General features: G+C 71.8%; 19 protein-coding genes and 1 pseudogene. 15 read left to right on the top strand and 5 right to left on the bottom strand.

Annotated features, from left to right (window positions below; genetic code table 11):
- Nucleotides 1–322: 322 nt before the first annotated feature.
- On the bottom strand, nucleotides 323–1093 hold the full coding sequence (locus ACWD0F_RS43465; RefSeq protein WP_449887677.1) for an SDR family oxidoreductase: 771 nt from the start codon (nucleotides 1091–1093) through the stop codon (nucleotides 323–325).
- Between the two features lie 108 nt (nucleotides 1094–1201).
- Here ACWD0F_RS43465 and ACWD0F_RS43470 point away from each other — a divergent pair, with 108 nt between their 5' ends.
- The 3 genes from ACWD0F_RS43470 to ACWD0F_RS43480 all read left to right on the top strand — a co-directional run bounded on the left by ACWD0F_RS43470 (nucleotide 1202) and on the right by ACWD0F_RS43480 (nucleotide 4556).
- The gene (locus ACWD0F_RS43470; RefSeq protein WP_449887679.1) at nucleotides 1202–2089 is read left to right on the top strand and encodes a LysR family transcriptional regulator; all 888 of its coding nucleotides are present in this window, start codon (nucleotides 1202–1204) and stop codon (nucleotides 2087–2089) included.
- Between the two features lie 225 nt (nucleotides 2090–2314).
- Nucleotides 2315–3415, top strand: coding sequence for an iron-containing redox enzyme family protein (locus tag ACWD0F_RS43475; RefSeq protein WP_449887681.1), 1101 nt, complete (start codon nucleotides 2315–2317; stop codon nucleotides 3413–3415).
- A complete protein-coding gene (locus tag ACWD0F_RS43480) occupies nucleotides 3390–4556 on the top strand; it encodes a glycosyltransferase (protein WP_449887683.1) in 1167 nt (388 codons plus the stop codon). The genes ACWD0F_RS43475 and ACWD0F_RS43480 overlap by 26 nt, the downstream gene beginning before the upstream one ends.
- Here the strand turns inward: ACWD0F_RS43480 and ACWD0F_RS43485 are convergent.
- Both ACWD0F_RS43485 and ACWD0F_RS43490 read right to left on the bottom strand, forming a co-directional pair.
- Nucleotides 4520–4630, bottom strand: a pseudogene (locus ACWD0F_RS43485) (hypothetical protein); the annotation flags it as partial. The gene ACWD0F_RS43480 and the pseudogene ACWD0F_RS43485 sit on opposite strands and share 37 nt — an antisense overlap.
- Nucleotides 4631–4772: 142 nt before the next feature.
- Nucleotides 4773–7013 carry a catalase gene (locus ACWD0F_RS43490; RefSeq protein ID WP_449887685.1) on the bottom strand — a complete coding sequence of 747 codons (2241 nt, stop codon included), beginning with the start codon at nucleotides 7011–7013 and terminating at the stop codon, nucleotides 4773–4775.
- A gap of 278 nt (nucleotides 7014–7291) precedes the next feature.
- On the opposite strand from ACWD0F_RS43490, the gene ACWD0F_RS43495 reads away from it, so the two are divergent.
- Nucleotides 7292–10069, top strand: a complete 2778-nt coding sequence (locus ACWD0F_RS43495) for a TIM barrel protein (protein WP_449887687.1) — start codon at nucleotides 7292–7294, stop codon at nucleotides 10067–10069.
- A 26-nt stretch (nucleotides 10070–10095) separates the two neighbouring features.
- On the opposite strand, the gene ACWD0F_RS43500 is transcribed toward ACWD0F_RS43495, so the two are convergent.
- The gene (locus ACWD0F_RS43500) at nucleotides 10096–10836 is read right to left on the bottom strand and encodes an MFS transporter (RefSeq protein WP_449887689.1); all 741 of its coding nucleotides are present in this window, start codon (nucleotides 10834–10836) and stop codon (nucleotides 10096–10098) included.
- Between the two features lie 81 nt (nucleotides 10837–10917).
- Here ACWD0F_RS43500 and ACWD0F_RS43505 point away from each other — a divergent pair, with 81 nt between their 5' ends.
- The 5 genes from ACWD0F_RS43505 (at nucleotide 10918) to ACWD0F_RS43525 (ending at nucleotide 14521) form a co-directional block, all read left to right on the top strand.
- The gene (locus ACWD0F_RS43505) at nucleotides 10918–11067 is read left to right on the top strand and encodes a hypothetical protein (protein ID WP_449887691.1); all 150 of its coding nucleotides are present in this window, start codon (nucleotides 10918–10920) and stop codon (nucleotides 11065–11067) included.
- 39 nt (nucleotides 11068–11106) lie between these two features.
- Complete coding sequence (locus ACWD0F_RS43510) at nucleotides 11107–11874, top strand: LysR substrate-binding domain-containing protein (protein WP_449887693.1); 768 nt, start codon at nucleotides 11107–11109, stop codon at nucleotides 11872–11874.
- Between the two features lie 103 nt (nucleotides 11875–11977).
- The gene (locus ACWD0F_RS43515; protein WP_449887799.1) at nucleotides 11978–12733 is read left to right on the top strand and encodes a helix-turn-helix domain-containing protein; all 756 of its coding nucleotides are present in this window, start codon (nucleotides 11978–11980) and stop codon (nucleotides 12731–12733) included.
- Between the two features lie 208 nt (nucleotides 12734–12941).
- Nucleotides 12942–13751: an alpha/beta fold hydrolase gene (locus ACWD0F_RS43520; RefSeq protein WP_449887695.1), complete on the top strand. Its 810-nt coding sequence runs from the start codon at nucleotides 12942–12944 to the stop codon at nucleotides 13749–13751.
- Nucleotides 13748–14521, top strand: coding sequence for a MerR family transcriptional regulator (locus tag ACWD0F_RS43525; protein WP_449887697.1), 774 nt, complete (start codon nucleotides 13748–13750; stop codon nucleotides 14519–14521). The genes ACWD0F_RS43520 and ACWD0F_RS43525 overlap by 4 nt, the downstream gene beginning before the upstream one ends.
- Before the next feature lie 93 nt (nucleotides 14522–14614).
- Here the strand turns inward: ACWD0F_RS43525 and ACWD0F_RS43530 are convergent, their stop codons facing one another.
- The gene (locus ACWD0F_RS43530; RefSeq protein ID WP_449887699.1) at nucleotides 14615–15172 is read right to left on the bottom strand and encodes a TetR/AcrR family transcriptional regulator; all 558 of its coding nucleotides are present in this window, start codon (nucleotides 15170–15172) and stop codon (nucleotides 14615–14617) included.
- Nucleotides 15173–15249: 77 nt separating this feature from the next.
- On the opposite strand from ACWD0F_RS43530, the gene ACWD0F_RS43535 reads away from it, so the two are divergent.
- The 6 genes from ACWD0F_RS43535 to ACWD0F_RS43560 all read left to right on the top strand — a co-directional run bounded on the left by ACWD0F_RS43535 (nucleotide 15250) and on the right by ACWD0F_RS43560 (nucleotide 22864).
- Nucleotides 15250–16134 carry an SDR family oxidoreductase gene (locus ACWD0F_RS43535; protein WP_449887701.1) on the top strand — a complete coding sequence of 295 codons (885 nt, stop codon included), beginning with the start codon at nucleotides 15250–15252 and terminating at the stop codon, nucleotides 16132–16134.
- 326 nt (nucleotides 16135–16460) lie between these two features.
- Nucleotides 16461–16931, top strand: a complete 471-nt coding sequence (locus ACWD0F_RS43540) for a hypothetical protein (protein WP_449887703.1) — start codon at nucleotides 16461–16463, stop codon at nucleotides 16929–16931.
- Entirely contained in the window at nucleotides 16928–18499 is a 1572-nt protein-coding gene (locus tag ACWD0F_RS43545; protein ID WP_449887705.1) for a hypothetical protein, read from the top strand. The genes ACWD0F_RS43540 and ACWD0F_RS43545 overlap by 4 nt, the downstream gene beginning before the upstream one ends.
- Nucleotides 18496–19464, top strand: coding sequence for a polyprenyl synthetase family protein (locus tag ACWD0F_RS43550; protein ID WP_449887707.1), 969 nt, complete (start codon nucleotides 18496–18498; stop codon nucleotides 19462–19464). The genes ACWD0F_RS43545 and ACWD0F_RS43550 overlap by 4 nt, the downstream gene beginning before the upstream one ends.
- Before the next feature lie 56 nt (nucleotides 19465–19520).
- A complete protein-coding gene (locus ACWD0F_RS43555; protein WP_449887709.1) occupies nucleotides 19521–21569 on the top strand; it encodes an FAD-dependent monooxygenase in 2049 nt (682 codons plus the stop codon).
- A gap of 95 nt (nucleotides 21570–21664) precedes the next feature.
- Complete coding sequence (locus ACWD0F_RS43560) at nucleotides 21665–22864, top strand: serine hydrolase domain-containing protein (protein ID WP_449887711.1); 1200 nt, start codon at nucleotides 21665–21667, stop codon at nucleotides 22862–22864.
- The last annotated feature ends 1 nt before the right edge of the window (nucleotide 22865 follow it).

Below are 22865 nucleotides of genomic sequence, written 5' to 3' on the forward strand. Positions count from 1 at the left end.
TCATGACGCATCGTCCCGATCGCCTCGACATGCGTCCGACCACCCCGCGAGACCAGGGCGACCAGCCCGGGGATCTTCCCCGAATCGACATGCCGCGCCAGCACCTCACGCAGCCTGCGCAGCCCCGCGTCGGAGAACCCGCTGCCGTTGTTTCCCATCATGAATCTCCTTGCCTGCAGTGTTCGATCTTGTGAAACCCCGTCTCGGCGTGGCGCTCATGGGCAACGCACGAGTTCGGGCGTGACCAGCTCGCAGCCTTGAGGCCGCAGTCGCTGAACCGTTCGTGGCATCGCCGACCGCGGTGGCCGGCGCGGCAGCCGACTCAGATGCGGGGGCCGAGGAAGCAGCCGCCGGAGGCGTCGATGACCTGCCCGGTCACCCAGCGGCCTGCCTCGCCGGCCAGGAAGGCGACCACGTCGGCGATGTCGGCGGGCCGGCCGGCCCGGGGGATGGCGTTGCCGTTGCCCACCATCTGCTGGACCTCGGGGTCGTCGAGCATCCACGGATTCATGTCGGTGACCGTCGGGCCGGGCGCCACGGCGTTGACCGTGATGCCCCGCCCGCCGACCGCCTGGGCCAGGGAGCGGCTGAGCACCTCGATGGCGGCCTTGCTCATCGCGTACGGCTGCTCGGGCATGGCGATCCTGGTCGCCGCCGTGGACAGGTTGACGATGCGGCCGCCGACGTTCAGCAGCGGCAGGGCCCGCTGGATGATGAACAGCGGCGCCTTGGTGTTGACGGCGATCAGCCGGTCGAACGCCTCCGGGGTGATCGTCTCGATCGAGTCGGCGGTGATGGCGGCGTTGTTGACCAGGATGTCCAGCCGCACCTGGCCGGTCCACGCGAGCAGGGCCGTCTCCAGGGCGGTGAACAGGGTGTCCACATCCCCGGCCACGCCCAGCTCCGCGCGGATCGGAAAGGCCCGGCCGCCGTCCTTCTCGATCAGGCGCACAGTCTCCCGGGCGGCCACGTCGTTGCTGCCGTAGTGCACGGCCACCAGTGCCCCATCGGTGGCCAGCCGCCGCGCGATAGCCCGCCCGATCCCCCGCGAAGCCCCGGTCACCAGCGCCGTCTTGCCCAGCAAAGGCGTCATCTCGCCACCCCAGAAGTCATGTGACTAGGATCAGCGCGAACAACCACCTGGAACAACGACAACCTACGCAAGGCAGCATTAACCTCGGGGTTAACGCGAAGGAGGATCGTGGAACTTCGCGACATCGAGATCTTCCTGACCCTGGCCGAGGAGCTGCACTTCGGCCGGACCGCCGAACGGCTGCGCGTGACTCCCGCCCGCATCACCCAGGCCATCAAGAAACAGGAACGCCAGATCGGCGCTTCGCTGTTCGAGCGCAGCAACCGCATGGTCCGGCTGACCCCGCTCGGCCGGCAGCTCCGCGACGACCTGTGGCCCGTCTATACCGGGCTGCGGGACGGCATGCACCGCGCCAAGCTCGCCGCCCAAGGCGTCACCGCCGTGCTGCGCGTCGGCATGCTCCCCATCAACGTGCAAGATCTGCGCCCCTACTGGGACACCTTCCGTGCCCGCCACCCGCAGTGGAAGCTGCAGATCCAGCACGCCTCCTTCGTCGACCCGTTCGTCGGGTTGCGCCGTGGCGCTCTCGACGCCCTGGTCTGCTGGCTGCCGGTCGAAGAACCCGACCTGACGGTGGGTCCGGTCCTGTTCGCCGAGCCGCGGGTGGTGGCCGTGGCCACCGACCACGAACTCACCCGGCGCTCCTCGGTCTCGCTGGAGATGCTCGCCGACTTCGAGCATGCGAACGTCCCGACGTGGCCGGACTACTGGGCCGACGGGTACGTTCCGTTCCACACCCGCTCGGGGCGCCGGATCGAACGCGGCCCGTCGGTCGGCAACACGGAGGAGGTTCTCACCCTGGCCAGCACCAGGGAGATCGTCAACCTCTTCCCCGCCCACATGAGGCGTTATTGGAGCCGGCCCGACATCGCCTACCTGTCCGTCAGCGACATCGGCGCCCTGCCGTTCGCCCTGGTGTGGCGTAGCGAGGCCGAGAACGACCTCATCCGGGCGCTCGCCCGAGTCGCCGCCGACCTCGGCACCCTCATCGTCTGAGCCGTGACCGGGAAGGCGCATGGGGTCAATCCTGGGTACAAAACACCGACTCGCTCGCCACGCCGGTGTTGCCGGTGGTGCGGGGTGGGCAGGCGGTTTGCGGGGGTGGGGTCAGGGCAGTTGACGGCGACAAGTTTCGTGGGGGACGCCAGGAGGGGAAGTGCCGACGTTGGACGCACGCGGCCGTCGTGGCGCCGCCCGGTGCCTTTGTGCGGGAGGCGCGTGATGCGCCTGCCCGCCGCCCGCGGCCCGATCACCGCTGAGCTGTTCACCCGTCTAGCCGGGCCGACGGGTGAGCTGAGCACGCGGCTGCTCATGCCACCGGCTCCCCGGGTGCTGAACGACGGTGACCTCCAGCTCGCCCTCTTCACCTGCTATGAGCTGCACTACCGGGGCTTCGACGACGTGGACGACCACTGGGAGTGGCAGCCGTCGCTGCTGGCCGTCCGCCAGGAGCTGGAACGCTCCTTGGAGTCCGCGCTCGCGCACGCCGTGCCGCGCCCGCCGGCTGTGCCGGCGCAGCAGGTGCGTCACGCGCTGACCGAACTGGTGGGCAAGGAGGAGGCGAGCGGCCCGTCGCTGGCGGCACAGCTGCAGCGCGAGGCCGACCTGGAGCGGTTCCGCGAGTTCGTCGTGCACCGTTCGATCTACCACCTCAAGGAGGCCGACCCGCACACGTGGGCGATCCCGCGATTGCACGGCGGCCCCAAGGCGGCGCTGGTCGAGGTCCAGGCGGACGAGTACGGCGGCGGCCGGGTGGAGCGCATGCACGCCGAGCTGTTCAGGACCACCATGACCGGGGTCGGCCTGGACGGCTCCTACGGCGCCTACCTGGCGCGGGTGCCCGGGATCACGCTGGCCGTCTCGAACGTCATGTCGCTGTTCGGGCTGCACCGGCGGCTGCGCGGCGCGCTGGCCGGGCACCTCGCGGCGCTGGAGATGACCTCGTCGCTGCCCAACAGCCGCTACGCCCTGACCTTGCGCCGCCTCGGCGGCGACGCCGCCACCACCCGCTTCTACGAGGAGCACGTGCAGGCGGACGCGGTGCACGAGCAGGTCGCCGCGCACGACCTCTGCGCCGGTCTGGCCGCTCAGGAGCCGTCGCTGAGCGGCGACATCCTGTACGGCGCCGCCTGCGCCCTGGCCGTCGAGCGCCGCTGGGCCGAGCACGTCATGGGCTGCTGGCAGCGGGGCGTCAGCTCGTTGGAAGGCGACGGCGACCTGGCGGGCCACGGGCCCACCAGCCAGGGGCCGATCGCGCTGGAGGATGAGGCCGTGGCGGCGGCGAGTTCCGAGGGTCGTGCCCCCGGCCGCCGTGCCGGGTGACCGGTCCGCCACGGCGGGCGGCGGTCCCGAGGCGGATGGCACGGCGCTCGACTACGTCCTCCCGCTCCGCTGGGAGGACGACGCGGGCCTGGACGAGCTGACCGGCTATCTCCGCACCCTCACCCGCCACGCCCACGTCATCGTCGTCGACGGCAGCCCGCCTGTCCTGTTCGCCCGCCACGCCCGCCGCTGGCGCGGCCTGGTGACCCACGTGCGTCCCGACCCCGGTCTCGGCCACGCCAACGGCAAGGTGGCCGGGGTGACGACCGGGCTCCGGCTGGCCCGGGCCGAGCGGGTGGTGATCGCCGATGACGACGTGCGCTACGACGGAGCCGCGCTGGCCGCCGTCCACGCTTCGCTCGCCGGCGCCGACCTCGTCCGGCCGCAGAACTACTTCGACCCGGCGCCCTGGCACGCCCTCTGGGACACCGCCCGCACCCTGCTCAACCGCAGCCTCGGCGCCGACTATCCGGGCACGTTCGGCATCCGCCGGGCCTTCTTCGAGGAGATGGGCGGCTACGACGGCGACGTCCTGTTCGAGAACCTCGAACTCATCCGCACCGTCCGGGCGTCCGGCGGCACGGAGGCCCGCCCGCCGGGTCTCTATGTGCGCCGTCTGCCGCCGGACGCGGCGCGGTTCTGGTCGCAACGGGTGCGGCAGGCCTACGACGATCTGGCGCAGCCGCTGCGGCTGGCGTTGTTCGCGGCCGTGCTCCCGGCGGGGGCCGCGGCGTTGTTCCGGCGCCGGTACACGCCACCTGCCGTCGCCGCGCTGCTGGTCGTCGCGCTGGCCGAGGCCGGACGCCGCCGGGCCGGGGGCCGCCGGGTGTTCCCGTGGGCGGCGTCGCTCTTCGCGCCCGTCTGGGTGCTGGAGCGGGCCGCCTGCGTCTGGCTGGCCGTGGCGGCGGCGCTGCGGGGCGGTGTCCCGTACGCGGGTCACCGCCTGCGGGTCGCCGCCCATTCCGCCCGGCGGCTGCGGCGGCGGGCACGCCTGCGGCGTCAGAGGGGCGGGTCGGGCTCGCTGGCGGCGCGAAAGCCGATCGCCTTGTGCGAGCCGTCGCAGAACGGCTTGGCGGACGAGGCCCCGCACCGGCACAGCGCCACCGTCGCCCGGCCCGGCTCGATGACCGCCCCGTTCTGAGTCACCAGCGAGAACGGCCCCCTGACCAGCAGCGGACCGTCCTCGCAGGGTGTCACCGTCACCTCGTCGTCCATCGGCCCCTCCTGCCCCGCGTGGCACGGCGGAAACGACGGCCGGCGGACGTGGGCTCGCGGTGAAGCCGGCCGGCGCCCAGGTGCCACCTGGACGCCGGCCGCGGCGCGGTCCCTGCGGTATACCGGGACCCGGGTGCGGCTGTCAGGTGAGGTCGGCGGCCGGTGGGAAGCGGTCCCACACCCGGTGGCGCGCCAGGAGTGCGACCGTGTCGCGCAGCACCGCCGCGCCGTCCTCTCCCACGACCACCCCGGCCGCCTGCGGCGGCACGCCCGCCTGGGCGAACGCCTGAGCGGCGCCGCCCCATCCGCCGAGGGCCTTGGCGTGCCGGTACGCCTCCTCGATCATGAGCACGACGCGCGGATCCACCTCCGCGCCGGCGGGAGCACCGGCCCTGGCGTCGCGGGCCCCGTACGCGTCCTTGCCCGGCACGGGCGCGCCCGCCAGCAGGATCGCGTCGAACTCGACCGATCGCGCGGTGACGAACGTCCGCTGGACGGTCAGCGTGCCGCCCAGCTTCCCGCCCCGGGGTGCGATGACCAGCGGCACCATGCCGGCGTCGAACACGGCCTGGCGCACCGCCTCGACCACGCCGAGGTCGCTGGTCTCGTCGGCCACGATGCCGATGGTCCGCCCGTCGACCGGCCATTCCTCGCCGACCTGGGACAGGGCGGGGCTCGGCGCGGGACCGGTCGCCGGCCGCGACGCCTCGGGCACGGGCAGCCCGAGCCCGTCGGCGACCTGCCGGCACAACACCGGGTCGATGTCGGCCAGCACCCTCAGGGCGCGCTCCTTGATGGGCTGCTCGTAGCACTTGCCCAGCTCGAAGGTGTAGGCGGCGACGAGGTGCTCGCGCTCGACGGGCGTCAGGCTCCGCCAGAACAGGCGCGGCTGGCTGAAGTGGTCGTCGTAGGAGGCCGGCGCCTCGCGTACCTTGCGGCCCGCCACCTCCAGCGGCACCTCGATGTAGGCGCCCTCGGCCGCGCCCGCGTGGAACGGGCAGCCGCCGTCCAGCGAGTTCGGCTTGTACGGCGCCACCCCCCGGTGCACGGCCGCCTGGTGGAAGCCGTCCCGCAGCATGTCGTTGACCGGCGCGTGCGGCCGGTTGATCGGGATCTGCGCGAAGTTGGGGCCGGCGAGCCTGGTGATCTGCGTGTCGAGGTAGGAGAAGAGCCGCGAGGCGAGCAGGGGGTCGTCGGTGATGTCGATGCCGGGCACGAGGTGACCGACGTGGAAGGCGACCTGCTCGGTCTCGGCGAAGAAGTTGGACGGGTTGCCGTTGAGGGTCATCAGCCCGACCGGCTGGACCGGCGCCAGCTCCTCCGGGACGATCTTCGTCGAGTCCAGCAGGTCGATGTCCTCGAACGTCTGCTCCGGCGTGTCGGGCAGGACCTGGATGCCCAGCTCCCACTGCGGGAACGCGCCCGCCTCGATGGCGTCGGCGAGGTCGCGCCGGTGGAAGTCCGGGTCCACGCCGCCGATGATCTGTGCTTCCTCCCAGGTCAGGGAGTGCACGCCGAGCTTGGGCTTCCAGTGGAACTTCACCAGCGTCGTCGCGCCCTCGGCGTTGACCAGGCGGAAGGTGTGGACGCCGAAGCCCTCCATCATCCGGAACGAGCGCGGGATGCCCCGGTCCGACATGTTCCACATGGTGTGGAAGGTGGCCTCGGTGTGCAGGGAGACGAAGTCCCAGAACGTGTCGTGCGCACTCTGGGCCTGGGGGATCTCGCGGTCCGGGTGCGGCTTGGCGGCGTGGATGATGTCGGGGAACTTGATGCCGTCCTGGATGAAGAAGACCGGGATGTTGTTGCCCACCAGGTCGTACACGCCTTCGCCGGTGTAGAACTTGGTGGCGAAGCCGCGCGTGTCGCGGACGGTGTCGGCCGAGCCGCGCGAGCCGAGCACGGTGGAGAAGCGCACGAAGACCGGCGTCTCGACGCCTTCGGCGAGGAAAGCGGCCTTGGTGACGTTCGAGGCGGTGCCGTAGGAGCGGAACACGCCGTGGGCGCCCGCGCCGCGAGCGTGCACGACGCGCTCCGGGATGCGCTCATGGTCGAAATGCATGATCTTCTCGCGCAGGTGGTGGTCCTGCAGCAGCACCGGGCCGCGCGGGCCCGCCTTGAGCGAGTGGTCGGTGTCCGGCAGCCGCGCCCCCTGCGCGGTGGTCAAGTACGCGCCCGCCTGGGCGACCTTGGCCTGCGGCACGCCGGTGGGCTGCCCCGTGGGGGAGTAGGTGTCGGGGCCGCGCTGGTCGGGCTTGGGCGGCAGCGGCTCCCGCGGCTCGGTCGGCTGTTCCAGCGAGGGCGTCTCGCTGCTGGGCACTCCCGGGATCTCGGCCCGCTCGTCGCCGTCCACGGCTGCTTTGCTGGGGTGGGACTTGTCCATGCTCGTTCTCCTCGCGATGTTGCGACGCCTGGCTTCACTGACGGTCGGCGTTCCGGCGAGTACCCGCACGAGCGGCGGCCAGTCCTCACGAGGCACGGCAACAGTGCAGGTCAGAGGCCTCAGAGTTTCAGGGCGTGGTGCCGCGCGTACGCGTCCAACGCGCAGGTCCGGGCCGTTGCCACGCGCATTCGTGCCAGAACCCTTTCCCTGACGGCCGACGGAGCATATAAGTAAGTATCTAGTTCGTTAGTTAGCGACGCTAGGAAGGTGAGACGCCTATGCTCACCGCCGGCCATGGCGCGGCAGGTCCGCTCAGCCGCCCAGCCGCGAGCCCTCCGCCGGCGCTCGCGACGATCTGCCTCTCCGGCACCCTGGAGGACAAGCTCGCGGCCGCCTCCAGAGCGGGCTTCAAGGGCATCGAGATCTATGAGGGCGACCTCGTCGTGTCGAGCTGGTCGCCGAGCCGGATCCGGCAGGAGTGCGCCGACCTCGGCCTGTCGATCCACCTCTACCAGCCGTTCCATGACTTCGAGTCCGTGCCGCCCGCGCTGTTCGAGGCCAATCTGCGCCGGGCGGAGCGGAAGTTCGACGTGCTGGAGCACCTCGGCACGACCACGATGGCGGTCTGCTCGACGACGTCCGTGAACGCCGTCGGCGACGACGATCTCGCCGCCGAACAGCTCCACACGCTGGCCACCCGGGCCGCGCGGCGCGGCCTGCGCATCGCCTACGAGGGCCTGGCCTGGGGGCGGTTCGTCAACACCGTCGAACACGCCTGGCGGATCGTCCGGCGCGCCGATCACCCCGCGCTCGGTCTATGCCTCGACAGCTTCCACGTCCTCTCCCGCGGCGGCGACCCCGCCGCGCTCCGGGCCGTGCCCGGAGCGAAGATCTTCCACCTGCAACTCGCCGACGCGCCCCGGCTGAACATGGACGTCCTGGAGGGGAGCGAGCACCACCGGCTGTTCCCGGGGGAGGGCGTCTTCGACCTGCCCGCCTTCGTCGGCCAGGTCCTGGCCACCGGGTACGACGGCCCGCTCTCGCTCGAGGTGTTCAACGACGTCTGCCGTCAGGCGGATCCGCGGCAGGTCGCCGTCGAGGCGATGCGCTCGTTGTTGTCGCTGCAGGAGACGGTCGGCACGCTCGGCCCGACGACGATCCGCGAACGCGTCCGGCTGTCCAACCTGCCGCCGGCTCCGCGACTCGACGGCCTCGTGTTCACCGAACTGGCCGTGGACGAGAACTCCGGCCCGGCCGTGGCACGGGCCCTGGCCGCGCTCGGGTTCACCCATGCCGGGCAGCATCGTTCCAAGCCGGTGGATCTGTGGCAGCAGGGCAAGGCCCGGATCCTGCTGAACTTCGCACCGCAGCGGACGGTGCCGGCGGGCACGGCGGCCATCTGCGCGCTGGCGGTGGAGAGCGCCGACCCGGCCGGCTCGGCCCGCCGGGCCGAGCGGCTGCTGGCACCCGTGCTGCCGCGCACCCGCCAGTCGCAGGAAGCCGATCTCAACTCCGTGGCCGCACCCGACGGAACGGCCGTCTTCTTCTGCCATACCGGCGGGAACGACAACTGGCTCGACGACTTCGCGCCCACCGGCCACGCGGCTCGCGGCGACGGCCTGCTGACCGGAACGGATCATGTCTCACTCACCGAGGCGGTCGACGACTTCGACCAGGCCGCGCTCTTCTTTCGTGCGGTGCTCGGCCTGCGGGCGACGCAGACCACCACGCTGCCCGCGCCGTTCGGGCTGATCCACAACCGGGCCGCGACCGATCCGCAGCATCACGTCCGGATCAGCCTCAATACCGCGCCGCTGCGACGGGGCGACTGGTCGCCGGCGGTGCCGAGCCCGCAGCACATCGCCTTCAGCACCGGCGACGCGATCGCCAGTGCGCAGGCGATGCGGGCACTCGGCGCGCCGCTGCTGCGGATCCCCGACAACTACTACGAGGATCTCGACGCCCGCCTGGCGCTGCCGCAGCACCTCCTCACGGCGATGCGGCAGCACTCCGTCCTCTACGACCGCGATCAGGACGGCGAATACCTGCACTTCTACACCGAGATGCTCGGCGCCCGGATCTTCTTCGAAGTGGTGCAGCGCGTCGGCGCATATTCCGGCTACGGCGCCTCCAACAGCGCGGCGGTGCGCATGGCCGCGCACCGCAGGCGCCGGCTGACCACGCTGAGGGAGCCGGCCGCGCTGGTCAGCGGCGGCCACCGGCACGACTACTCGCTGGCGCATCTGACGGCGCTGAGCCTGTCCCCGCCCGAGCTGGTGAGCGCCGCCGCCGACGCGGGCTATCGCTACGTGGGCCTGCGCCTGACCCGGGTCACCCCGCACGAGCCGCACTATCCCCTCGCCACCGACCCGGCCCTGATGCGGGCGACCAAGGTCCGCCTCGCGGCCACGGGCATCGAGGTGCTCGACATCGAGCTGGCCAGGATGGCACCCGATGACGACCCGTCGGGCTTCCTGCGCTTCCTGGAGGCCGGAGCCGAGCTCGGGGCCCGCCATGTCATCACCCAGCTCCCGGATCCGGAGTTCGCCCGCAAAGCCGATCGGTTCGCGCGGCTGTGCGAGATGGCCAGGCCGCTCGGCCTGACCGTCGATCTCGAATTCCCGTCGTGGACCCAGACGCCCGACCTCGCCGCGGCCGTCCGCGTCCTGCGGGACGCCGCCCAGCCCAACGCGGGCATCCTCGTCGACCTGATCCACTTCGCGCGCTCCGGCTCCAGCGTGGCCGATCTCCGTGGCCTGCCATCCGACTGGTTCAGGTTCGCGCACGTCTGTGACGCGCCGGCCGAGGCGCCCGCCACGCAGGAGGAGGTCATTCACGCCGCGCGCTTCGAACGCCTGTTCCCCGGCGAGGGCGGCCTCGACGTGCACGGCGTCCTCGCCGCTCTGCCGCCCGGCATTCCGTACGCGCTGGAGATCCCGCGGGCCACGCTGGTGGCGCAGGTGGGCGCCAAGGAGCACGCCCGCCTCGCGATCACCGCGGCGCGGCGCCACCTCGATGTGGCCGGCCGGAAAGTGGGTCCCACGGAAGCGGCATAGACCCTCCACGGTGCGCGGCCGGCGTCTCAGGCGGCGACCTGGTCGCTGCCGGTGGCGGGGACGTGGCGGTCGCGTTCGGGATCGACCAGCAGGGCGAACAGCACTCCGGCGACGGCGAGCAGGACGCCGGCACCGGTGAGGCAGGCGCCGCCGAGCAGACCGCGCGCCCGTCTGGAGGTGACGCCCGCGCGGAGCAGCCGGTCGGTGGCCGCGCCGGTGACGACCAGCGCCACGATGCCGAGCGCGCTGGGCAGCCCGAACAGCGACCCGGCCGCCTGCGCTGAGAAGCCCAGCGCGTTCTCGGAGTAGGAAGGCAACCAGCCGAAGCCGATGATGACCAAGGTCAGGAGGGGCGCCATGGCGATCTTCGCGACGGAGGCGCCCGCGGTGTAGAGCGCCTGCGGCAGGCCGCGCCGCTCGTTGGGGAACCACGAGTACAGCACGGTCATGGACAGCGGGCTGGCCGGTCCTTCCGCGGCCCCGACGAGGATGCGGCTGGCGTACAGCATGCCGCCGGTGGCGGCGACGATGGCGGGCACCTGGCCGGCGGCCCACAGCAGGCCGCAGACCAGCAGGACCCACCGTGGGGAGATCCGCTGCGCGGCGAAGCTGACGGCGATGCAGGTCGCGCCGAACAGCACGTAGGAGGCGCTGCCCAGGCTGCCGAAACCGGCGGCGGACATGCCCAGCTCGGCGCTCATCGGCTTGGCGACCAGGCCCAGCAGGGCCTTGTCCAGGAACACCACCACCGCGGAGAGGACCAGCACGGCGGTGACGCCCCAGGCGCGGGCTTTGACGTCGGGTGATGTGGGGGGATGGAGGCGCCGTGCGGCGCCAGGCTCTCGTTGATGGCCACGCTGCTGTTCTTCCTTTCCGGCAGGCTATCGGGGAAGGCCCGACAACCAGTGCATGACGGAGTCGTTGACGTCGCCGGCCAGTTCTTGATGGATGAAGTGGCCGGCGTGGGGGCGCAGGAGCACCTGGCTGTAGTCGTGTGACAGGCACGTCCGCTCGATCCGCGCCCGTGCCGCGTGGCGGTGGAAGGCCAGCACCGGCTGGCGGCGCCGGCGCAGGACGGGCTCGGCCTGGGGGCGTTGCGGCTGACGCCGAGCGGGGAGGCGCTGCTGCAGCACGCCCGGCAGTTCCTCGGCCTGGCCGCGGCCACTCAGGAGCTCGTCTCGGAAGCGGCGCGGGCACGGCAGGTGGTCTCCCTCGGGGTGCCGCCCGCGACGCCCGGCTCCTGGTTGTCGTCCATCGTCGAGGCGGCGAACCGCACGCTGCCCCATGCCGAGCTGAACTACGTGGAGGCCACGAGCTTCGCCCAGCTTCGCCTGCTGCACGAGGGCAGGCTCGACCTGTGCCTGGTCCACCAGCAGCCACCCGGCCATCACGCCTCATGGCCGGTGCGTGAGGAGGTTCTCGGCCTCGCGGTACGGCCCGGCCATCCGCTGACCGACGAGCCGCGCTTCCGGATCGGCGACCTTCACGGTCTGCGGGTGCTCGCGCACACCCGTGAACGGGAGCCCTCCCGCGAGAGTGTCACGGCGGCCGCGCTGGCCGCCGGCATCCGGCCGTACTGGCAGTTCGCTCAGTTCACCGAGCACGTCCTCGCCTGCGCGCAGGCGAGCCGGTCCGACGCCGCGCTGGTCACCTCGCACACCGCTGAGACGAAACTGCCCGGCTGGCGCTGGTGGCCCGTCGAAGGGCTGCCCCAGGCCGTGATGACCACGTGGCTGGTGTGCCGGCGACCCACGCGGGCCGTGGTGGACGAGGTGGCCGGCGTCGTGCGGGCCGTGACGGCCTGAGCCGCCGGTTCGGGTGACGCCCATCTGAAGCCCGGTGTGACAACACTGGGGTCATGGACACGGTCAGCACCGACGAGGTTCCAGCCGAAGAGCGGTTCGCCTTCTGGCGGGATTCGAGCTCGCCTGCACCGTGCGCGGTGCCGGCACGGTGACACAGAACGGCCGCCGCAGCGATCCAGGCTTGGGAGACCTGGTCCTGGTCGACACCTCGCGTCCCTACCAGGTCGAGCACGCGCCGCACATCCCGGTGAACCGGGTGATGATCCTGCGCTTCCCGCGCTCGCTGCTGCCGTTGCCTTCCCGGGACGTGCGGCGCCTGAGCGCCGTCCGCATTCCGGCCACCCAGGCCATCGGTGCGCTGTCCTCGCAGTTCCTGCTGCAGCTCGCCCGGCACCTGCCCGAGCTCAGCCCGTCGGAGACCTCCCGGCTGTCCACCCTCACCCTCGACGTGCTGACCCTGGTGCTCGCCGACGCGCTCGACACCGAGAGCCTGGTGCCGCCCCACCCCAGGCAGCAAGCGCTGACGGCCCAAGTCCACGCCTTCATCCGAGAGCACCTGGGCGACCCCGGCCTGACTCCGGGCGCGATCGCCGCCGCCCATCACATCTCGCTGCGCTATCTGCACAAGCTGTTCCAGCGGCAAGGGCACACCGTCGCCGCCTATGTCCGCGAACGCCGCCTGGAACAGTGCCGGCGCGACCTCGCCGAACCCCGGCTGGCCGCCCGCCCGATTCACGCGATCGCGGCCAGGTGGGGATTCACCAGCGCCGCGCACTTCAGCCAGACCTTTCGCCATGCCTACGGCCTCTCGCCGCGCCAGTTCCGCCGCCAGAGCATGACAGAGTGCGCGCAGCCGTAAGGACAGGGCCCGGCCACGGCGTGCACCCTTTCTTGGGAGAGAACGGTGACGCCCAGAAGAAGGGCCGACGATCATGCCAGACATGGCGAACGCGCCACGCGCCCAGCGACGTCATCTCAGGACCGTGAGGCTTCGATGCCTCGGGCGACCCGGCTGACCGCATGTGAGGGTTTGACCTTGACCTAAGGTCAGGGTGCACGCTGAACGGGTGACCGAATCCAACTCCCCCTGGACCGGCATGGTGCCCGTCGACGACACCGCGCTGGCCGTGACCGACACCGGTGGGCCGGGCCGTCCCGTGGTCTATCTCAATGGCCAGTTCGCCACGCAGTCGTACTGGCGGCGCGTCATCGCCGAACTCGGCGGCGACTACCGGCACATCACCTACGACATGCGAGCCCGCGGCCGATCGAGGCGTTCGGCCGCGGCCGCCTCGTTCGAGGCACACGTCCGTGACGTCGACGTCATCCTCGCGGCCAGGGGCGTGGACCGGCCGCTTCTGGTCGGCTGGTCCTACGGCACCCCGGTCGCGCTGCACTGGGCCGGCCGGCATCCGGACCGCGTCCTGGGGGTGGTGTCCGTGGACGGCGCGTACCCGCACGGCTGGACCGACACCGTCACCCCGGAACGGATCAGAGGGCTGTTCCGCCGGTGGGGCTGGCTGTTTCCGGTGCTGCGTCCCCTGCACTTGTGCGCGAAGATGTCCGTCGAGGCGCATGCCCAGAGCAACGTCGAGCTCGTCGAGATCTGCGCCGCCCTCGACCCGGTCCTGGACAGTGTGACGTGCCCGGTCCGATACGTGGTCGCCACGGGTGCCAACCTCGGAGGCAGCCGGGAGGAGATGGAACAGATGCGCGCCACCCTGGCCCCGGTGCTCGCCCGCAACCCGAACATCAAGATGAGCGCGAAGGTCGCCGGTAACCACGGCAACATCCTGCGCAAGGACTTCCGCGCCGTCGCCGACACGGTTCGCGAGCTCGCCGGCATCCCACGATCACGAGGCCGGCAGAGCAGATGACCGACGGCGTCACGATCGGCCAGGCGGCGGCCTTCGCCGGCGTCACGGTGAAGACCGTGCGGCACTACCACAAGCACGGGCTGATCGACGAGCCACGACGCGACGGCTCCGGCTACCGGCGCTACGGATCGGCCGACCTGCTGCGGCTGTTCCAGATCCGGACGCTGACCGCGGCCGGTGTGCCGCTGGCCGAGATCGGGGCGATACTCGACGCCGACCCTGACCGGTTCGCCGCCGCGCTCGGCGACGTCGAACGGCGCCTCAACGATCGGATCGACGATCTGATCGCGCGGCGTGACATGCTGCATCGGCTCGCCACCGGCGACCGGGCCCTGCTGCCCGACCGCGTTCTCGCGAAGCTGGACAGGGTGGCCGCCGACCTCGGCTTCACCCCGGACGACGTCACGATGGCCAGGGAGGGCCTGGTGCTGATCAGGGCCCTGGTGCCGGAGGGCTTCGACGACTATGTCGCCAAGGTCGAGCGCGGCCTCGACGACCCCCGGTACTTCTCCTTGATCAAGCGCATGTGGCGTGCCGCCGCATGGGAGCCGGACGATCCCCGGGTCGACGAACTCGCCACGGCCATGGCCGACCACTATCTCGCCCATCCCGCGCTGCTGCCCATTCCGGCCGGACTCCAGGCCCGCACCGACGGCGCGATCCGGCACGGGTTGCTCAGCCGCCACGGAGAAGAGCAGAAGCCGGCCTGGATCCGCTTGAGGGCGTTGGTCGAGGCAAGAATGCGTGCGGCCGGCATCGACCTCGCGTAGCGGACTCCAGGACGGTCCGCTCCTCGGCGCCGGCACGCGGACGTCCCGCGAGTCGCTCGTGAGCTTCGCCGATTCGCTGCCGGCGCCACGGCGTCAGCCGCGCGCGAGGCCCTGGAGGGTGAGCTCGATGAGGCGGTCGGCGTCGGTGGCGGACAGGTGCTCGTGCAGCGATGCGGCAGCGGTCGTCAGCGCGGTGACGTCCGCGCCCGTCGCGTCGGGACGGACGGCGCCCGACTCGCGGGCCTGAACGATGAGGCGTTCGCCGATCTCGGCCATGCGCAGGCAGGAGGCATGCAGCTCCGACGCCTCGTCGTCCAGGCCGCCGGCGAACAGGGCGGCCAGGCCGCTGTAGGTGGCGGCGTGCTCGGTGACCGCCCGGACCCAGGCGCCGAGCGCGTCCGGCCCCGGCGAGGCGGCCAGTTGGTCGCCGCGCTCGAACAGGGCCTCGTTGCGGTCCCGCAGCACCGCGCCGACCAGCGCGCGGCGGCTGGGGAAGTGGCCGTAGAGCGTGCCGATGGCCACGCCCGCCGCCCTCGCGATGCTCTCCAGGCTGGCGTCGACACCTTGCGCGCGGAAGGCGGCGTCGGCCTCGGCCAGGAGGCGCTCGGAGTTCCGGCGGGCGTCGGCGCGGGGCCGGCGGGTGGTGGTCATAGGGGCTCCAGTGGTAATTCGAGGCTCCCTCGATATATGTTGTCGAGGTAGCCTCAGCTTATCCGAAGGAATTGATCATGATTCTGGTGACCGGAGCCACCGGCTCCATCGGCACGCATCTCGTACCTCTCCTGCTCGATCGCGGCGCCCCGGTCAAGGCGCTGGTCCGTGACGAGGCCAAGGGGGCGGCCCTGGGCTGCGACGTCGTGGTGGGCGACTTCGACGACCCTGAGTCGCTGGCCGCCGCCATGCGGGGCGTGGACCGGCTGTTCCTCAACGCCGGGGGAGCGCAGCCGGTGGACGGTGAGCAGCCGATGATCCGCCAGCAGCGGGCCGTCATGGACGCGGCCCGCGCAGCCGGGGTGTCGAAGGTGGTGAAGATCTCGGTCTGGCACGCCCATCAGGGCGGACGGCTGGCCGAGGGCGCGCACTGGGAGATCGAGGAGTACCTCAAGGCGTCAGGGCTGGGCTGGTCGATCCTGCAGCCCAGCGGGTTCATGCAGAACTTCGTCACCGGCGCGGGCGCCTTCACCGCCGACGGCAAGCTCGCCGGCGCGTACGGGAACGCGGGCGTGTCCTACATCGACTGCCACGACATCGCCGCCTGCGCCGCCGCCCTCCTGACCGGCTCGGCGGGCCTCGGCGAGACGTACGTGCTGACCGGCCCGCACGCGCTCGACCACGACGAGATCGCCCAGGAGCTCTCGGTGGCGTTGGGCCGGACCGTCGAGCACGCCGCGCTGTCGCCGGACGAGCTGGGCGCGGCGCTGCGGGCGCAGGGGTTGCCGGCTCAGTTCGCGGACGATGTCGCGGAGCTGTCCCGGCAGGTGGCGACCGGTTCGCTGGCGGCCACGACGGACGCGGTGCTGGAGCTGACCGGCCGCCGGCCCCGGACGTTCACGGAGTTCCTGACGGCGAACGCGCAGGCGCTTCGGGAGGGACTGATCTCCGGCGTGCGCTGAAGTCATCCGTGAACGCGGGACCGCACGCCCGGCTCCCGGGTGACCGGCAGGCCGGAAGTCACGGTCGTCTGCCCGTCCTGGTGCGCCGCCACAGCGCAGATCACCATGCTGTCCTGTAAATCACCGAAAATCAGTGGTTGTTAGCCCTTGATCAAGAATCTTGATCACGATACTTTCCCGATGATCATGGCACATCGCCCAGTGCCAGGTACCCGTCAGGAAAGAGACAGCGGCTGATGCGCGACCACCCCCCTCGACCGGCCCCTGTGACACGGCGGGCCCTGCTCCGCGCGTCCGGCGCGGCAGGGTCCACCCTGATCGTCGGCATGACCTTACCCACCCCGGCCGCCGCCGCCGAGACGTTGTCACCCGAGCAGCGGAAGCTGGTGCTGCGGGTGGCCAAGGCCGGCGCGATCTATCCCATCGAGGTCCCCGGCTTCGGCGAGGCCGGCCCGGCCGCCAGCCGGGCCACGGCCGCCCGGCTGCGGCAGGCCGAGGCTCGGCTGCAGCCGGCCAGACTGGCGGCGGTCCGCACCGGAGCGGACCTGCTGATCTCCCAAGGTCTGCTGGCCGCGCCACGTCCGGCGCTGCTCGCGGGCATCGGCCGGGCCGCCGCCACTGCGGCTCCCGCCCTGCGGCAGGCGCTGATCGCGGTCGCCGCCCTCGGCGCGGCCACCGTCTCCCGCCATCTCGACCCCGCCTCCGACAGCCCCGCGACCGTGTGGATCGGCGGACTGGCGCACCTGCACGAGCGCGGCGTACAGCCCGACGTCCTGCGGCACTTGGAGACCCGATGAACCTCAGCCAGGACACCGAGGACCGGCTGCACCGGGGCAAGCGGAAGATCCTCGACGACTTCGGCGCCGACCCCAACGTCACCGGCGCCGGCATCGGTTTCCGCCGCCGCGACGGGCAGTGGACCGAGGAGCCCGCGGTCGTGGTCCTGGTCGCCAAGAAGCGCCCCGCCGCGCTGGTCTCCAATCGCCGGCTGCTGCCGGGCACCGTCGAGGTGGACGGGACGCCCTGCGAGGTCGACGTGATCCAGGCCGGCCCGTTCAGCATGGGCCGGGTCGGCGATCCCGTACGGGAGGCGGCGCCGTTGGCCCTGGAGGGGGTCACCGGGCGCATGCGGCCGCCGCGGCCGGGCTGCAGCATCTCCAACCCCCTGGACGGCGACACCGCGGGCACGCTCGGGATTTTCGTCATCGACAAGACGGACGGCAAGCTCTGCATCCTGTCCAACAACCACGTGATGGCCCGCACGAGCAAAGGCGTCAAGGGCGAGAAGATCATTCAGCCGGGTGTCCACGACGGCGGCACGGCGGCGAACGACACGATCGCCACACTCAAGCGCTGGGCGCCCATCACCACGGCCGGGACGAAGATCGATGCCGCCATCGCCCAGCTCGTCGACCAGTCGGGCTACTCCCTGAAACCCGCGCTCGACCGCATGCCGCCGATCTCGGCCACCCACCCGGCCGTCGGCATCTTCACCGCCGGCGACGGGTACGGCTCCGGCCTGATGACCAGGATGGACAACACGCTCGCCGCCCTCAACGTGGCCCCGGCCGTCGCCGGCTCGGACGGCAAACCGGTGGCCGCTCCCGCCGGGGCGGTGACGACACCCTCGCTGTTCATGAACATCGAGAAGGTGGGCCGGACCTCGGGGTACAGCTCCAGCGTCATCACCGCCATCGGCGTCGAGTCGTGGATCATGACCCCGATCGGCGGGGTGCTCTACTCCGACCTCTTCCTCACCGATCGCCTCGGCCGGCCCGGCGACTCCGGGTCGACGGTGTACATCGGCGGCGACGGAAAGACGCTGATCGAGCCCGAGGAGCAGGGTTCGTGCCCGCTGCTGTCCAGCGTCGGGAGTTACTACGGCCTGCCGCTGACCGAGGACAACGACCTCGCCGACGACCTGCGGGACGGCTTCCTGGCCCAGAGCCTGCTCGGCAGGCTCCTGATCCGCATCCCCTACATCAACCAGCAGGCGGTGGTCGACCGCCTGCAGGGCAGACAGGGCACCGGATCGGAGACTTCCTACGCCGCACAGTATTACGAGAAATATCACGACTTCATGGCCACGGTGCTGGCCGACCCGAACTCGACCGCCGTCATCACGGAGGAACACCTCAACGACGCCGGCTTCGTCATCTACGGCCTGAGCCAGTCGGTGCTGACCGGGGAGGAATCCGCCCTCGCCTTCACGCTCTTGGAGAAGGCGCTGCTGCCGACCCTGGGCATGAACCGGCGCCAGGCGCTGGAGTACATGAACCGCACCGACGTGTACAAGATCGTCTATGACGAGATCGCCAAGGTGCCCAGCATCGAGCTGAACGGGCCCATCGAGATCCCGGGATGACGAGCACCGCGACCGTACCGCCCGGCTCCGTGCCGCCCGACGCGTTCACCTCCCAGGTGAACGACAGGCTCTTCAGCCTGGCCGATGGGTTGCCGGAGCCGGTCCGGGCCTCGGTGCGCACGCTCGTCGCCGGGCCGGGCAAGTTCGTCCGGCCACGGCTGCTGGCCGCCTGCGCGGACTTCGGCACGGCCGACCCCGGCCGGCTGGTGCGCCTGGGCGCCGTGGTGGAGCTGATCCACCTGGCCTCGCTCCTGCACGACGATGTCATCGACGAGGCGGAGACCCGCCGGGGAGCGCCGGCCGCGCACATGTCCGTCGGCACGGAGCAGGCCATGCTCGCCGGGCTGGCCTGTTTCGCGCTGGTGGGCACGGAGGCCGCCGATCTCGGGGACGGTGTCGCCGGGGCGGTGAGCACGGCGGTCGCCAAGCTCGCCTACGGTGAGCTGCTCGACGTCGAGCGCGCCTTCGACACCGCCTTCCCCCTGCCCGCCTACCTGGAGCTCGTCCAGAGCAAGACCGCCGAGCTGTTCCGGCTCTGCTGCCTGCTCGGCGCCGCGGAGGCCCGGTGCGCGCCCGAGGAGGCGGACGCGCTCGTCCGGTTCGGCACGGCGCTCGGCGTCACGTTCCAGATCCTTGACGACTGCCTGGACCTGCGCCCGGCACGCTCCGGCAAACCGGTCGGCATCGACCACGCGCTGGGCCTGTTCGGCGCCCCCACCCTGTACGCGCTGCGCGCCGACGGCGGCGGAGAGCTCGCCACGCTGCTGCTGTCGCCGTCGTTCAGCAGGGGCGAGATGCCCGAGGTGTACTCCCTGGTCGAGGCCCACGGCGGGCTGGAGGCCGCGACACGGCTGGCTGCCGACTGGCACGACCAGGCGCTCGCCGCCCTGCGGGAGCTGCCATCGGGCGGGCCCCGCGACCGTTTGGCCGCGCTCGCCGCCTCCCTCCTCCAGGCCCGCTCATGACCGCGCCGCTCGCCAGCGACGCGCCGCTAGGAGCCGACATGCCGCTGGGAGCCGACATGCCAGTCAGAGCCGACGCGCCGCTCGAAGCCGACGTGCTGATCGTCGGCGCCGGACCGGCCGGCGCGATCGCCGCCGCCGAGCTGGCCCGTCACGGCCTGCGCACCGTCCTGGCCGGTGAGGCGGGCGGGGAGGCGGGCGGTGAGGTGGCAGGTGAGGCGGACTACGACCTGGTGCTGGGCGGTGCGGCCATGCGCGCCCTGGCCTCGGTCGGCGCGCTGCAGGAGGTCGCCGCCCACGTCGTCGACACCGTGGAGCTGCGGTTGGGGCAGGGCGGCGGACGAGTGCTGCCCGAGGCCGTGAACGCCGCCTGCGGCCGGCGCCACCTCGTCGACGGGCTGCGCCGGATCGCCGTGACCGCCGGAGCCACCTGGTTGCCGCGAAGGGTCACCGACCCGGTACGCCGGGAAGGCGCCTGGCACGCCTCGACCGGCGGCACCACCGTGTCGGCGCGCCATCTCGTGGTCGCGACCGGAGCGCCCTCAGGCGGCACGCCGCACGCCACCGGCCTGCTGTGCGCGCGACCGTACAGCGGTGTGGACCTGACCTCGTCGATCGTGCTGGCCCTGCCCGCGCCGCGCACCATCGACCCGGCCGAGCGCCCGACGTGCGTGTGGGCGGTGCCGGGGGCTCAGCCGGGCACCTGCACGATCGGCGCCTCCAGGCTCGGCTCCGGCAGCCAGGACGAACTCCTCGGCATCGCGCTGGCCGTCCTCACCGAAGGGGATCAGCGTTTCGCCGGGGCCACCCCCGCAGGACCCCCGGTGAGCGGCGTCCTCAACAGCGGTTTCGCCCCCGAGCTCAGCGTCCCCGGCGACGGCCGGCTGCTGGTCGGCGACGCCGCCGGCCTGGTCAACCCGTTCACCGGCGAGGGGCTCAGCTACGCCGTGCAGAGCGGACTGCTCGCCGCCCGCGCCATCGCCGACCATCCGGACGACCCGGGCGCGGCCGGGCGCACCTACACGCGCCGGCTGTCCGCGACGTTCGTCGGCTACTTCGAGACGGCCACGCACGCCGCCCGCCGCTACCATCTGGCCTGGCGGGTCCTCGTGGCCACGGCCGACGACGAGCGGCCCGTCTCGGCCAAGGTGCGCCGGGCCGTGCTGACGCCAGAGGGGTTCTCCGGGCTGACGGCCGCCGACCTGATGCCGCTGTCCGCACCTGACGTGGCGCTTCTCGGGCCGTTCCTGTTCGCCTGCGACGAGGTCGCCGTCAGCACCGTCCGCAGGGAATGGCCGTTCATCGCCCGCCTGCTGATCGCCGGAGAGCACGGCCCGCACCAGCGGCTGCGCCCCGCCGCGCCGTTCTTCGCCGCCTTGCTGGCCGGCGGGAACCCGCCCGACCCCGCCTTCGCGACCCTCGCCGCCGCGATCGAGCTCGCCACCCTCGGGGCGCTGGCCTTCCTCGGCCCGACGCCGGAGCGCGCGGCGCCGGGCCGGAGGGTGGACTGGGCCGTCGCCAGCACCTTGCTGGCCGGCGACTTCCTTCTCGCGCAGGCCTCACGGCTGGTGGCGGCCGCGGCCCCGCAGGTGTCGTGGTCGTTCGCGGACTGGCTGGGCGAGCTCGCCGCGCTCCGCACCGCCAGGATCGACCCGGCCGGGCGGTCGCGGGCGGGGGAGGTGTTCGCCGCGTTGCTGGAGTTCCCCTCCCGCATCGGGGCCCAGCTAGGCGGTGCCGCACCCGAGACGACCCGAGCGCTGCGCAGTTTCGGCAACCACAGCGGACACGCCTTCCTGCACGCCGAAGAGGTCCTGGCGGTACGCGGCGAGCGAACCCGGCTGGACGTCACGCTGTCCGGAATGTTCGCCGGACGACTTTCGGACATCCCCGACACGCTCCCGCACATCACCGCCGATCTCCTCGCCGGTGACCCCGGCGCCCGCTCGACGGCCCTGCACCTGGCCGAGACCGCCTGCCGTGATGCCCACCGGGCGGCTCTGGACGCTTTGGAGAACGTCGCGCACCCGGTGTCCGCACGTATGCTGCGGAGCTTCGTCGCGACCGTCTGCGCCCCCTGCGCACCGATTTCGGTCAGGAATCTCAGGTAATTGTGGTAGTAAAGGTGCGCTCTTAAACGCTTGTGTTTCTAGGGGGAACAGTGACGATCAGCAGGCGGCGTTTGCTTCAGGTGGGAGCCGGCGCGATGCCCGCTCTGGTGCTCGGCACCCGGGCCGCGGAGGCTGCCGCGGCCCCGACGACCGGGGTCGTGCCGGCCGCGATGGCGGGCTTCGACACCGCCATGAAGACGTACATCGCCGAGCGGAGCATCTCCTGCGCCCAGCTCGCGGTGGCCAAGAACGGGAAGATCCTGCTCGCCCGCGGCTACGGCTCGTACGCGAAGGACGGTGTGTCGGTCCCGGTGCAGCCGACCTCGTTGTTCCGCATCGCCAGCCTCAGCAAGAGCCTGACCGCAGCCGCGCTGGCCAGGCTGGTCCAGGACGGCAAGGTCACACTGGGGGCGAAGGTCGCGACCATTCTGGGGCTGCCCACCACGGCGGATCCGCGGCTGGCGAACGTCACTCTGTGGCGCCTGTTGCAGCACACCGGCGGCTGGGACAGCGCCGTGTCGAAGGACCCGCTCTGGACCGACCCGACGATCGCGGCGTCGCTGGACGTGCCGCTGCCGATCGGTCACGCGGACATCATGAAGTACGTGAGCGGCAGGAAGCTCGACCACGCCCCCGGCACCACGTACGCCTACAGCAACTACGGCTACATGCTGGCCGGCCGGGTGATCGAGAAGATCTCCGGCATGAGCTACGAGTCCTACGTCCGGCAGCACCTGCTCGCCCCCGCCGGGATCACCCGGCTGCGGCTCGGGCGGAGCCTGCGGTCGCAGGCGTTCGCCACCGAGGTGCCCTACGTGTCGAAGTACACCGGGACCAGCGTCGTGGACGAGTCCGGCGCGACGGTGCCCTTTCCGTTCGGCGGCTTCAACATGCCGAACCAGGACGCCAACGGCGGCTGGGTCGCCTCGGCCGTCGACATGGTCAAGTGGGGCTTCGTCTTCGACGCCCCCGGGCCGGTGCTCAACAAGACCTCGATCTCGGGGGTGTTCGCCAAGCCGGAGATCGGCGAGAACGCCGGTGGCTGGTGGTACGGCCTCGGCTGGCAGGTCCGCGCCAACAACGTCGGCACCCTCAACACCTGGCACACCGGCTCGATGCCCGGCACGTACAGCTTCCTCGCGCGGGTGCAGAACGGCGTCAGCTACTGTGCGATCTTCAATCGGCGGAATGAGGAGGGCAGCCCCGAATTCGGCTCCATCGACCCGGTCCTCGGGAAGGCGATCGGCACCGTGAAGACCTGGCCCACCACCGACCTCACCTCCCGGTACTTCTGAC

Source organism: Nonomuraea sp. NPDC002799 (assembly GCF_053592075.1).